The organism is Kineothrix alysoides (assembly GCF_000732725.1).
Lineage (GTDB): Bacteria > Bacillota > Clostridia > Lachnospirales > Lachnospiraceae > Kineothrix > Kineothrix alysoides.
On the sequence record NZ_JPNB01000002.1, the window covers coordinates 175,611 to 189,045 of the forward strand.

The 13,435-nt window shown below is 43.1% G+C and carries 14 protein-coding genes; all 14 read right to left on the reverse strand.

Annotation, left to right across the window (positions count from 1 at the left end):
• Positions 1–25: 25 nt before the first annotated feature.
• The gene (locus CC90_RS0111840; RefSeq protein ID WP_035315681.1) at positions 26–3,034 is read right to left on the reverse strand and encodes an EAL domain-containing protein; all 3,009 of its coding nucleotides are present in this window, start codon (positions 3,032–3,034) and stop codon (positions 26–28) included.
• A 16-nt stretch (positions 3,035–3,050) separates the two neighbouring features.
• Complete coding sequence (locus tag CC90_RS0111845) at positions 3,051–4,517, reverse strand: extracellular solute-binding protein (RefSeq protein ID WP_031390983.1); 1,467 nt, start codon at positions 4,515–4,517, stop codon at positions 3,051–3,053.
• Positions 4,518–4,615: 98 nt separating this feature from the next.
• Positions 4,616–5,827: an ABC transporter permease gene (locus tag CC90_RS0111850; RefSeq protein WP_031390984.1), complete on the reverse strand. Its 1,212-nt coding sequence runs from the start codon at positions 5,825–5,827 to the stop codon at positions 4,616–4,618.
• The gene (locus CC90_RS0111855; protein ID WP_031390985.1) at positions 5,820–6,527 is read right to left on the reverse strand and encodes an ABC transporter ATP-binding protein; all 708 of its coding nucleotides are present in this window, start codon (positions 6,525–6,527) and stop codon (positions 5,820–5,822) included. Before CC90_RS0111855 ends, CC90_RS0111850 begins: the two co-directional genes overlap by 8 nt.
• Before the next feature lie 16 nt (positions 6,528–6,543).
• Complete coding sequence (locus tag CC90_RS0111860) at positions 6,544–7,248, reverse strand: hypothetical protein (protein WP_031390986.1); 705 nt, start codon at positions 7,246–7,248, stop codon at positions 6,544–6,546.
• Positions 7,245–7,727, reverse strand: coding sequence for an RNA polymerase sigma factor (locus CC90_RS0111865; protein WP_031390987.1), 483 nt, complete (start codon positions 7,725–7,727; stop codon positions 7,245–7,247). Before CC90_RS0111865 ends, CC90_RS0111860 begins: the two co-directional genes overlap by 4 nt.
• A gap of 116 nt (positions 7,728–7,843) precedes the next feature.
• Positions 7,844–8,641, reverse strand: a complete 798-nt coding sequence (locus tag CC90_RS23145; protein WP_051869491.1) for a DUF3788 domain-containing protein — start codon at positions 8,639–8,641, stop codon at positions 7,844–7,846.
• On the reverse strand, positions 8,580–8,759 hold the full coding sequence (locus tag CC90_RS24405) for a hypothetical protein (RefSeq protein WP_165919310.1): 180 nt from the start codon (positions 8,757–8,759) through the stop codon (positions 8,580–8,582). Before CC90_RS24405 ends, CC90_RS23145 begins: the two co-directional genes overlap by 62 nt.
• A 244-nt stretch (positions 8,760–9,003) precedes the next feature.
• Positions 9,004–9,585 carry an acyl-CoA thioester hydrolase/BAAT C-terminal domain-containing protein gene (locus tag CC90_RS0111875; RefSeq protein WP_081905982.1) on the reverse strand — a complete coding sequence of 194 codons (582 nt, stop codon included), beginning with the start codon at positions 9,583–9,585 and terminating at the stop codon, positions 9,004–9,006.
• A 6-nt stretch (positions 9,586–9,591) separates the two neighbouring features.
• Positions 9,592–9,915: a hypothetical protein gene (locus CC90_RS0111880; protein WP_031390990.1), complete on the reverse strand. Its 324-nt coding sequence runs from the start codon at positions 9,913–9,915 to the stop codon at positions 9,592–9,594.
• Between the two features lie 65 nt (positions 9,916–9,980).
• A complete protein-coding gene (locus CC90_RS0111885) occupies positions 9,981–10,451 on the reverse strand; it encodes a GNAT family N-acetyltransferase (protein WP_051869493.1) in 471 nt (156 codons plus the stop codon).
• Positions 10,452–10,541: 90 nt separating this feature from the next.
• Positions 10,542–11,021 (reverse strand): MGMT family protein, encoded by a 480-nt coding sequence (locus tag CC90_RS0111890; RefSeq protein ID WP_031390992.1) that lies wholly within the window; start codon positions 11,019–11,021, stop codon positions 10,542–10,544.
• A gap of 125 nt (positions 11,022–11,146) precedes the next feature.
• Positions 11,147–11,908 (reverse strand): class I SAM-dependent methyltransferase, encoded by a 762-nt coding sequence (locus CC90_RS0111895; RefSeq protein WP_031390993.1) that lies wholly within the window; start codon positions 11,906–11,908, stop codon positions 11,147–11,149.
• A 202-nt stretch (positions 11,909–12,110) separates the two neighbouring features.
• Positions 12,111–13,304: an elongation factor Tu gene (tuf, locus tag CC90_RS0111905; RefSeq protein WP_031390994.1), complete on the reverse strand. Its 1,194-nt coding sequence runs from the start codon at positions 13,302–13,304 to the stop codon at positions 12,111–12,113.
• Positions 13,305–13,435 lie beyond the last annotated feature (131 nt).

Here is a 13,435-nt window from a genome sequence, read left to right on the forward strand (position 1 = left end):
GGCCTTCCTTTTGACTCTTATGCCCCTATTGTGAAATTGCCGCATAAATATCCTGAATATCCTGAACAGTCTGCTCCGGAATAGGCGCAGGCTGCGGCTGCGGTCTGGCAATATAATATCCCTGCAAGTAATCAACCCCTAAGCCGATAAGAGTGCGAAGCTCTTCATAGGTCTCCACTCCTTCCGCAATCACATATATGCCGCGGCCTTCGGTATACGACAGCAGATTCTGTAAAAGCTTGCGCCGGTTCGCATCGTTATCGATGTTGCGCACAATGGAAATATCCAGCTTTACAAAATTAGGCTCAATCGCTAACAAGGCTGCATCGGAATTATATCCGGTACCAAAATCATCCAGAGCAATCTGGCAGTTCCACTGCGCAGCCCACTCCAGCTTTCTGCGAGTTGCCATTTCGGTGGACCGTTCCTCTTCTGTAATCTCAATAATCACCCTGGAAAGCAAATGCGAAAACCTCTCCTGAATATACTTCTCGTCCTTGGCATTTAACTGCTGACTGGCAATGGAATTCACAAATATACGGATAGAAGACGCTGCATCCGTCAGCTTCTCGAATGCTGCAAGGCTCTGCCGCCAGGTCAGCCGCTCTATCGCATAGAGCTTAGACTGCGACTTCGCTAACATCAGCACCTCCATCGGAGACTTGATACTCTCCAAAGTAGGACGCATTAAAGCTTCATATCCGAATACCTCTCCATTTCTCGCATCCACGATAGGCTGAAAATGGAACGTTACCTTCTCCTTATCTATAAGACGGTTAATTTCCTCCTGATTCTGCAATAAATAAGAGTCTCTTTTATAATGCTCCATATCGAACTCGCCGAACTCGCCCTTCGTAGTATTCTTCACCTGATACATTGCGAAATCGGCGTATTTAAGAAGCTTGTCATAGGAAGTGGCATGGTCGGGATACCAAGCGATTCCCGCAGAGGCACGGATATTGATACTGGTATTGTCCGGCAGGAAAAATATGGTCTGCCGGACGCCCTCCTCCAGCACATGAATAATCTCCTGCACCTCCTCCCTCGAGGAATAGCCCGAAAAAAGCACATAGAACTCATCCCCTGACATACGGGCAACAAGCGTCTGCTTCGGCGAATAACGCCGCAACGCCTCCGCCGTACTGCGGATGTAAGCATCTCCGCTGTCATGTCCATAAGTATCGTTGATGAACTTCAGATTATCCAAATCCAGCATTACCATCGCCGCAATGCCAAGCTCTTGCGGATTGTTGAAACGCTTTTTAAGCTCCACGCTGAACGCCCGCCTGTTGAGCAGGTCTGTCAGCAAATCATAATCCCTCTCACGCTCAATCTTGCGCCTCTTTAAAATTTCTTGTGTGACATCGCTGACTACTCCTGTGATATGTTTATTGGAGGAAACTACGTGAAGCCTCACCCATCTCGGCGCTTCCGGCGGATACCCTATCCGGAGAATCTTCGTGCTCCCGTCCTCCGTTCTATCCTCCACTTGCCTGTTCAAGGTCTCCATCCACTCGCCGAATTCCTGCTTATCGACAGTTCCGTCTGCAGCCAGCTCACTATTGAATCCCAGCATCTCGAAAAAACGTCCCGTACAAAATACACGATCCGAATCCGGCTGCGTCTCAAAGGCACCTATTTCCACTCCCGCCATATCGATAATCTGAGAAAGGCGGCTGGCCTCCCTCGCTACCCGCGAGCTAAGCGTCTCAATAGCCCCTGACAGCTCGTCAATTTCCGAAATCTTCAGCTTGCCGAGCGCAAGAGGGCGGCTGGGGTCACTCTCACGAAGCTGCCTGAGAAGTCTGGTAATAGGATGTGCTACCATCAAACCGGCAGCCCAAGCGGCAGTAAGGCCCAACCCGAGAGAGATTCCCCAAGTCAGCCAGATTGAACCGGATACTCCCCGCGAAAAGCCCAGAAGCTGTTCATCATCCAGCATTCCAATCAATGCCCATCTCTCATTCTCAAAGGGCGTATTGGTATTATAAAGATTGAAGTATTGTATACATCCGTAGACATCTCTCTCATGGCCGGAAGTATCATCGATTACCCGATATGCATCCGCATATTCATCTTCCTGCATAAAACTCATCTGCTTTGCCATTCCAAAACGGTGCTTAAAGGCCGGTCCGGTGGAAAGCTGCGTATGGAAGGTCAACCCTTCTCCTGTTGCGACGCCGACAAAGTACATTCCTTGTTTCTCTGCATCCAATTCCTGATACGGCATCTGCTTACTCAGGTAATCGATGGAAAGCTCTACTCCCAGTATCGCGCACACCACTCCATTCTGGTCCCTCAGAGGCATTGAATAGGTAATCGTATCCAGGCTGTCTCCCGTCGCGCGAAAAACCGGGCTCCAATATCCCAAGTCTTTTTCCTTGATTTCCGGATACTCCAGAGCAGCCTCATAAGGCTTGCTATAATAATTCCAGCCAGCCAAATCGTCAGGGGCAAAGCTTATATAGCACTGCCAGTTGGAATCCAATGGTATCCCCAACTCTTTGGAAATACGTACCGGAGCATACAAAAGCAGTAAATCAGAGTTATTGGCCGAATTGGTTGCCGGGTCCATATCGCGGATGTACAGGCCGTGCTTTTGCATCTGCCCGGTCTTATCATACCCTTCTCCATCTGTAAGAATAAGAAAAGCCCCCGTCACCAAATTACGGCGCAGCAAACTAATCAACTCCGGCGCACTTTGTCTCAGAATCTCATTTCTGAGCGAGGTGCCTGCCTCACCTATCTGAATCGGTTCTTCATTGAATATTCCCCGGATATTCTCTGCCGCCGGATCCAAGTTGGACCAGCGCGACAGCATCTCGCTTTGAAGATAGTTACGGCGGTTATTCACTTCTCCATTCAGAATATCAAAGGCATTGTGATTCAGCTTTTCAAGGGTACCGCCCCAAATGATATTGATGGAAAAAAGTCCCGCCTGCACGAACAAGGCAACGATTACCGGTATCAAAATGCGTTTCATAATCGATTGCCCGGACTTGCGGGATCTATCTTTTATTTTCTTTTGTTCCATTTACGTCCTCTTCCTGTCAATTCCCATCGATTTTCGCGCGGACAGTACTTATCAATTCTTCATACCAACTCTGGAAATTTTCATCCGTAGCAAATTGTGCCGTTGCGTCCTCTACGGACATTCCGCCTTCCATCAATACGAGAACCTGCTCGCGGTCGGCCTTGGCACGATCTGAAAGAGAATACTCAATTACTTCCCTGGCATCGGAGGAACCGGAAAACGCCTTCTCAAAGTACAAATCATATTCGTTGACCACATCCACAGACACGGAAAGAGCATCCTTCAACGACGCAGGCAGATTTTTAAAGCCCTCTGCACCTTCGATTAAGGACATGTCGTTTGCAGCTTTCTTTACCGGCAGATAAGCCGAGGAAATTGCGAAATCAATGTTTTGCTTCTCCTCTACAAACCATTTTAAGAAGGTCGCCGCTGCCAGCTCGTTCCGAGGATTCGACGAAAGAACCGCCATTCCCGCCCCCTGCTGAATGGCGCTAAGCCCCGTTCCCTCAAAGCAGGGAGCCGGGAAGACTGCCGCCTCGATTGGATAGCTGGATTCATCCTCCAATGTAACCTGCTCCGGAAAATAAGTCGCTCCCGAAGTAGATCCCACTAGCGCAATCAAATCTCCGGTCTTGGCATCATCCGAACGAAAGCGTCCGTAAGCACCGAACCAGCCGTTGATATAAGGAATATAATAGTTATCCCATAGCCTGCGGAAAGCCGACTCGTCCGGTTCAAAGGAAATCGTTCCTCCCTCATGGGTAAAAAGGGAATTACCGGTCAACTGATAATAACCGAGAATAATATAGTTTGCCATAGCATCCCGCCCGTACATAGCCTTACCGTCGCCCGGAATATCCGGCGTCTGCCCATCCGTCCAGCTATAATAAGCCTCGGAGGCCTTCACTACGCCTTCGATAGTTTCAAGCTCCGTCATAGAAACTCCGGTAGCTGCCGCAAATTTATCCCAATCGGTTTTATTGATCATCATAATTTCTGTTGCCTTTGCAATCGGAATAATCTTAAGGCCCTCCGCCTCACCAAGCCTTCCTTCCTCAATATAGGCATCCACGTATCCTGCCAGTTCCTCTTCGGTAAAATACCCGCTCAAATCAGCAACCAGTCCCCGCTTGTCCAAATCGTACACCGTATCTGTATAGGCTGCAAAAATAGTTGGCACCTCGCTGGCTCCTACCTTTTTATCCACAGCGTCATGTACCTTTTCAAAAAGCTCGTTCACATTCCCCTGGCCAAACGCCTCTACGACAATGCCTTGCTCTTGTCCCACCGTCTCATTAAACCGGGTCACAAGGCTATCGAAGGCCAGCTTCTGAGGCCCGTTGTAATAATGCCATATCTCAATCGAAACCGGATTGTCAGAATCCAATACCGCCTGATCCTCCTCCGCCCCTCCGGCACATCCGGCAAGCAGAATCGCTGCTCCCATCACAGTGGCAATAATCTTAACCACAGATTTTTTCATCCGTAAATTTCCTCCCACGGTTCATTTGCCTTATTATACTACAGCAAAAGGAGAAAATGAAGTAAAAAGCCTGATTTTATTACGCTGCCGCCTATTTCTTACCGTCCGCTTACCTGATAGCGTACATAGGCCCTTTTTCCAACTGCGGCAAATACTCCGCCTGCCAGGATATACAAAGCGGGAACTATCTGCCATGCTGTAAAGATTCTTCCTGCAAGCGATACTGTCCGCAGACTGAAAATACTCCATACAGCAACAAATTCACTGGGGATATAGCTTAAAAGCTGGGACGCTGCCCTATAATGCTCCGGTATATTAAAAAACAGCAACAAAATAATCATTCCAACTACCAGTGCAAGCGTACCGATGCTGCTATGCAGCAACTCAGACAGCATCATCACGAATATACCTGTCAGAATCCCTGCAATTATCATCATGCCATAGGAAATCAAAATTGCCGCTCCCACGCTTAACGGATAAGAATAATTGGCGTACATCAGTTGAAATGCGCCGGAAAATCCATCGGCGCCATAGGCCGCCAAGGCCGCGCTGAAGGCTATCACTGTATACATAACCGACGAAAAAAGAGAAAAGCTGATTCCTGCTAAAATCTTAGCCCAGTAAGCCTTATGCCTTCCATATCTGCTGCATAAAATCAACTGATCCGTCCTTTTGCTATGCTCCTCTGCAAAAACTCCGGAAAGACAGATTGTGATTACGATGAGCATCATCAGGCCTATTGTATTCATTGAGTCAAAAAGCTGATGGTATCCATCCTTATATACAAACACTACCGGCCATTCCACCTTATCTTCTTTCTCCTGCCAAAATGCCTTTTCATCCTGCGACAGAAGGTCGTCTTCTCTTGCTTCTTCCAACATCCTTTGCCGTCTTTCATATAAATCACCCTCGTCTGCCGTCCACTGCCACATTTCGTTAAATGTCATATTTGTCATGTTTCTGACAATATTAAATATTTCGCTGTATGGCCGTGCATATATCTGATACTCCCCCGTCAGCACATATGCCTCCGCATCGGAAGGGATCTTATCATATCCGTCCTTCATCTCTTCTAATAAACTTTGGTCAATCGCTCTTCCGCTCAGCCTTTGCTGATACTCCTTATCAACCTGGAACATATGATAATGCGTATCGATTTTATAACCATCCACATAGGAACTTCCTGCAAGTCGGGATACTATCACGGTAATTATAACAATAAACAACATAAAAGCCGCGGTGATCCACACGATTTTACGCCTTACTATCTTCTTGAGCTCATATCCATATAATACTCCAAAATTAGCCATGATCTTGCCCCTCCTCAAACTGTTCTAAATAAAACTGCTCCAAATCTCCGCTATTCTCATCCCATGTTCCCTGAAAAATGAGTTGTCCGTTCTTCATCATCAAAATACTATCCGCGATATGCTCGATATCGGACACGATATGAGTGGAGAGCAAAACAATATTATCCTTCCCAAGCTGCGCGATCAAATCCCGGAACCTTACTCTTTCCTTCGGGTCAAGCCCCGCAGTGGGCTCGTCCAGAATCAAAAGCTGTGGCTCTCCGAGCAGAGCTTGGGCAATTCCCAGCCGCTGCTTCATGCCCCCGGAATAGGTCTTAATCTTCTTTTTCCCTGCATCCTGCAAGGCTACCAGCTTAAGCAATTCCGCTGCCTTCCTCTTTGCCTGCGTCCGGTCAAGACCTTTCAAAGCTGCCATGTACAGCAAGAAATCTGTTCCCGTAAAATCCGGATAATATCCGAAGTCCTGCGGAAGGTACCCCAGCCGTGAGCGGTATTCCTCGCTTGAAACATCTTCTCCGTCCAAAGAAACACTCCCGCCCGTAGGCTTTAAAATGCCGCATATCAACCGCATCAGCGTAGTCTTTCCCGCACCATTAGCTCCCAGCAGCCCATATACTCCTTTTTGTAATTTAAGTGTAACTCTATCCACCGCAATCCTGCTTCCGTATTGCTTGGACAGCCTGTCTATTATAAGTTCCATAAAACACTCCTTTCTTTTAAATCAATTCTTCTGCTCTTATTACTGTCTTTCTATATTCCACTGCGGTAGCTACACAGAGAATTGCCAATAAAACCAGCCACCAGCCAAATACTTCCGGCTGATACAGCAATGTTATCGTATATTTGCTCACGATGGGAAAAGCGCTGATAATAATTGCATATCCCATGCAAACATAGGAAGCCTCCCTGCTGCGAATTTTGCGTACCAGCCATAACCCCCCGGCATTGGTAAGAAGATAAGGCACCAGTAAATATACTCCGGTCTGAAACGCTGTAAAAACACCGTACATATGCTCGAACGGGACAAGCAGGCCAAGCAGTGTCAAATGAAAGACTCCTAATATCCCCATACGGGCCAGCATCACACTTTTTAACGGGAATCTTGATGCCATTTCCAGCTCTGCCATACCATACATCTCCGAACGCACACTTTCCGCTATCGAGGCTGCTGCCAGATAGGGCATCAGCGCAGAAAGCACCCATACCACATCTCTCTCCATAAAGCCGCCACCTATGAGCGCCGCTGCAAAAATCGTAACAGATAATCCCCATACCCATTTTCTGATATAGGAAGCCTGTAGCAGCACAAATTTAAAATATCCGATTCCCGGCTGCCTTATATTCTTTAAAAAGGCGTTCTTTCGCTGTGATTCCGGCGCTTCAAACGCACCGTACAATGCCCTTTTTAATTCTTTCTTCATTGAAAATCCTCCTTTCCAAGCTTATCCTGCAGCGATTTCAAGATTGCTTGTGTCCTGCGGTAAACTGCAAACCGAGAGATTCCAAGCAGTCTGCTGATTACAGACACCGGGACTTCGTTCACATATCTGAGAAGCATCAGCTCCCGATCTTCCTCACAAAGGTCTTCCAACGCCTCTCTTACCACAATAGAAGTAAGCAGCTTCTCCTCCATGTCAGGCTCTGTCCTATCATGTATTCTTCTGTGATGACCCTCTTCATCCCCGGGCAATAGTTCATAGGCTTTTCGTCTGTATTCGTCAATACAGAGATTCCTCGCCACCGTATAAAGATACTGCAGAACCTGTCCGGTATTTCGATATGTCGCGCTCTCCAGAAAGCGCAAGAAGGTTTCTTGAGTGATATCCTCTGCTATATGCTGCTGCAGCAGCTTAAAATAGCAGTAGCGGTATATCTTGTCATATTGTTCTTCTATGTCCATGGACTCTCTTAGGAACCTCCTTTCATAGTATTTAACGGGTGACGGGTGACAGATGTGCGGTAATTCTATACAAAAATAAGGAAAACCCAGAATTCGGCTGCTCCTTGGGTTTTCCTTTACTTTCCTCTATTCGTTATTCTGTCCAATCTCGATTTGTTATCAAATGCTCCTAGAAAATCATAATAGCTCGAAAGATCTAACTTCTCTATTTCATAGGCTTCCTCATAACTCAATCCTTTTTTGGATAAAAATATGTCGCATGGATATTTCGCACACTCTGAACAATCATTTAATTTCTTATGAAAAATACAGGCACGTACCGGGCAAGCACTGTCTATTCTATGCGCATCGGCCTTCATACACCTGCAACCGTCACAGCTAATATTTTCAGGTGATATATCTAAATTATAGTACTTGTTCCAGTATTCGGATAAGCTTTGCCGTTCATCGCTTTTCTTTATATTGGCTGCATATGCCTTGCACATATCGCAGCAATAACCACACATAGTAAGTTTTCTGTTGGGAGCTTTTTTAATCATCATCAGCAAAGTAATTTCATTATATAAATAATCATCCTCCACATCAAACATCAGCCATTTGCCATCATGGTATATTTCGGTCATATCATACCTTTCCTGCAACTCATGAGAAAACTGATTTCTTTTCTCTTCAAACTTACCTCTCTCTTCCTTGCCGAGTATAATCCAGATACCTAATTGTTCCCGGCGAAAATATAAGGTACAAAGGCTTTTCCCGCTGCGGCTGTAGCGCAGACAAATATCTCCATATTTTCCGCCTTTATCCCACATCTGATTAACATTGTAACTATCCATAATGAAGTTATTTACCCGCTCATACATCTTGTAACAATCTGTACCCAGTAATTCCAGAAGAAAATCTGCTGTATAGTCCAACGTCTTTACCCCCTATGTCTTTTGTATTTTTTATTTTTTTCATCAGCAAATAACCGATTAAACTTGCAATTCCAGCGACTGCTGCACTACTAGCTATGCTTATTATAATATCATTCATAATTCCAGCTCTTTAGATTCTTGTATGCTCCAACCCATTTATTTGTAATTTTTCTTTCACAATAAACATACCGACACTATCCCTCATAGTCCGCAAATGCCATTTTATCAGAATATTGCACAATTGTGACATTACATATAAAAATGAATAACCGTCCAGTTGATCCGAACTATATTGTCTAGTATATTAACTATTACCATTGTTATATAAAAGCTAAAGAGCGTGAGAAAACTATAGCGGAATTTCACCATTCATTCAAAAATATCAGGGTATCCTCTAAAGACTTCATATTACTTTCCATACACTCTTCCGGATATTTTCGTTCTATAGCGAATATCTTCACCGTTCTCAACTTATAAGGGATAAGAAAATGGCTCGCATATTTATAATTATAATGTTTATGTTGATAGGGAAATTGTTTCTTATTCAAGCGCTCCATCATCCATTCGGATGCTTCTTTTGCCGGCCACATATCATCATTATCCGCTGACAAGAAAAGAATGGGTCCGTTGATGTTCTCAATCTTAATATATGTATCTTCCGGAGCCGAGACGATTGCATTATTATAGCAAGAACGCATGCAAATACTTCCTCGTTTCAGCATATCCTTTATAATCTGTCGTTTGTTATATTGAAGATTTGCATAAGGGATTTCCTTTCCCCGAAAACTCCATGCAGAACAATCCAATAGTCTTATTGATTTACCCTTACTTATACCTTGTCCGCAAATATTAATCGGACACACTGCTACTACGCACGAAATTAAATTCTGCAGCATGCTTCCTGAGATCAAAGCATACTCTGATCCTTTCGAAATGCCCCACATCCCGACTTATATATAATTATGATTTTTGAGCCATAATGCTGCTCTTTCTACATATTCTACAGGTATTTTTTCAAAAGCATCCGGAATACCGGGCTGATTCCAATATGCAAGTGCCAGCGCCGTAAGGCCCCGTTTTACAAACTGTTCTGCAATAAGACAAGTTAATGAGAAATAACCGTCACTGCCACCAGACATAATTATCACTTTACCTTCAAAGGAATTGTCCTGAGGCTTATATAGACAACCGATAAATCCATCATTTTGTATGTTAAACTTTTGAGCAGGTTTTATTGTTAAGAACTTTTCCGCCGGTTCTTTCCTTTTACTCATCCTCATTTTCTCCATGAACATTTGTCTTCTGACATGCCAAACCAGAGTCAAACTATTTCAAACCATCATTCAAATGTTTTCATCATCAGAAAGCCATGAATTCCCTTAATATACAAATCAGGTAAAACTCCAACCTCGTGATATCCCTCACGTTCATACAGTTTTTTTGCCTTTGGATTAAAATCATCCACAATCAAAAATGCCTTTTTTGCATACGAGCCAGCAAGTTCCTCGTAAAACCTTAATAGATTTGTACCTATACCACAGCCTCTATATTTTTCCTTAACCGCTATGATATGTAAATATGGAAAACTGTGAAAGGCTCCGTTCGGCAGGAACCAGACAAAGCCCAGGCACTCTCCCTTATCATTTCTTGCCGCGTAAAGTTCTTTGTCTTTAAACGCCGAGGTTATTGTTTTCTCAGACTTTTCATAATCACGAAAATATTTTCTTCCCAACTCAGATTCCATTAAAGCTTCTATACAATCTTGAACATCGCCTTGAGCTGCCATTTCAATCTTAACTATCTGCTCCATAATTTATACCTCTGGAAATTCTTATTATGCCACCAATCCGCAGTAACACTTGATTACACTTCAGTCCCTCTTTCTCATAAACCTATTTTCCTATACTAATTCAAACAATGCGTCCTCATAATCCTTTACATAATATTTGATATTCTTCCTGCCCTTTTGAATTATACTATGTCCTTCTTCTTCCAGCCTTTCTTTTTGAGTTTCAATTCCGCCCGGATACTTAGAATTTAACTCGCCATTGGCTTTTAGTGTTCTCCAATATGGCGTTTCGTTCGCGGAACGCTGATAACTCGCCCATGCCGCAATAGATACAAAAACTCCGGCAGTTATAGGCTCCGTGAAATCTGCTCCGTTTAATTTGGCAAAGTATGCACGGATTTGACTGATAGTAATTACTTTACCACGGGGAACTGATTTCATTATCTTGTCATAGTCAATTGGCGGAGCAAAGTACATTGTATTTCCGCCATATTTTTCAATACTTTTCTGATCTGTTATAGTCTGAATCTTTGGCATATCCTTGTTGTCATACAACATTGCATTAAAATCTTTCATATCTTCGTTTGCCATATCTGTTACCTCCTGCATAAAGAATATAACAGTTAAACAATTCATGCAATGAGACGGTTTCAAAAACTTTTGTTTTAACGTTCCAATTATATCATTTTTTCCTATTGCCCGCCATGGCATTATGCTTATTTAGTACATATAACTAATCCGTGTGAACTACAGCCAAGAATACTTTTTACTTCACAATTAGATAAGTGTACTTTCATATATCTTTCGAATGTGTCATCACTCATTGAATTTATAATATCACCATTATAAATACAACCATCTGTCCCTATGTTGTGTAAAATTCTTAAGCCTGACTCTTGAATATCACTTTCAACCATTTCCGGTGTAGAACAAAAGAACACATTATCCACAGTACCGCTTTCTAAAAAATTTTCAAACATACCAAAATCACGATTCATTTCATCGGCATGGCCTATGTAATTGGCAAAACGGTTGATATATGACATGAAATATAAGCCTCCCTTTCTTAAAACTTTGAGACATTCTTGTATTGATTTTTTTCTGTCAACTGAATCTAATAAATGATAATATGCGCCCAAATTAAGTACAACATCAAAACTTTCTTCTTTAAATCTTGATAAATCCAATATACTGCCTTGATATATTTCAATCAATGAATTTACTTTCTTATTTTGCTCTTTAATTTTTTCCACATTTATTTCTACTAAATCTCCAGCAGTAACATTATGTCCTAATTGAGCAAGTTGAAAAGCATATTTTCCTGCTCCGGCACAAGCATCAAGTATATTGCTATTTGGAGGACATAAACTTTTCATGTATTTCATAGTTGTTATATATTCAATTTGTCCAATTCCGGAATTTAGTCTTTCTTCCTCCAGGCACTCGTTATTATAAAACTCATCTATATTCTGATACATAGAGATTGCCTCCTTAATTTAAAATCACCATGACTAGCATTTTCAACTTGGTTTACTATGTCACCAATCCTAATACTTTCTAATCACATTATCACTATGCCGTGAATATGTCAAAAGATTTATCACTTTTTTTCAATAAATAATAAAAAAAAGGCTTTCCGAGAAATATCGGAAAGCCCATAAAATCAATATTTTTTACTGATTACTCCATGATTGTAGCAACACGGCCTGAACCAACCGTACGTCCACCTTCACGGATAGCGAAGGTAAGACCCTGCTCCATAGCGATGGGATGAATCAATTCAATCGTCATCTCTACGTTATCACCAGGCATGCACATTTCTGTTCCTGCCGGAAGATCGCATACACCAGTTACGTCAGTTGTTCTGAAGTAGAACTGAGGTCTATAGTTATTGAAGAAAGGAGTATGACGTCCACCTTCGTCTTTTGTCAAAACGTAAACCTGAGCTGTAAATTTCTTGTGGCATTTTACAGAACCGGGTTTGGAAAGAACCTGACCTCTTTCGATGTCTGTTCTCTGAACACCACGAAGTAACGCACCGATGTTATCACCAGCCTGAGCTTCGTCAAGCATCTTACGGAACATCTCGATACCTGTAACAACAGATTTTCTGGATTCTTCTTTGATACCAACGATTTCAACTTCTTCGTTGATGTGAAGAGTACCACGCTCAACACGTCCTGTAGCAACCGTACCACGGCCAGTAATCGTGAATACGTCTTCGACAGGCATAAGGAAAGGCTTATCTGTATCGCGAACCGGATCCGGAATATAGTTGTCAACAGCGTCCATAAGCTCAAGAATCTTGTCGCCCCACTCGCCGCTCGGATCTTCGAGAGCCTTCAAAGCGGATCCCTGAATAACCGGTGTGTCATCGCCCGGGAATTCGTACTCGGACAATAAGTCTCTAACTTCCATCTCAACTAACTCAAGCAATTCAGCGTCGTCAACCATGTCACATTTGTTCATGAATACTACGATATAAGGAACACCTACCTGACGGGAAAGTAAGATGTGCTCTTTCGTCTGAGCCATAACACCATCAGTTGCCGCAACAACAAGGATAGCACCATCCATCTGAGCAGCACCGGTGATCATGTTCTTTACATAGTCAGCATGTCCGGGGCAGTCAACGTGTGCATAGTGTCTCTTCTCCGACTCATACTCAACGTGAGAAGTAGAAATCGTGATACCACGTTCTCTTTCTTCCGGAGCCTTATCGATCATATCGAATGCAACAGCCTGGCCTGTACCCAGTCTTACATTCAACGTCTTTGTGATTGCTGCTGTTAACGTTGTTTTACCATGATCAACATGACCAATGGTTCCAATATTACAATGGGGTTTGTTTCTTTCAAATTTAGCTTTAGCCATTTCTAAAGTCCTCCTTTAATTTGTTTAACAATATAATTTTATTTTTTTCGATTAACTCGGTTATCTTTGATTATATTAAATAATACCAAGTTTTTCAAGCATTATTTATATCCCGCAACTTTATTATTTTA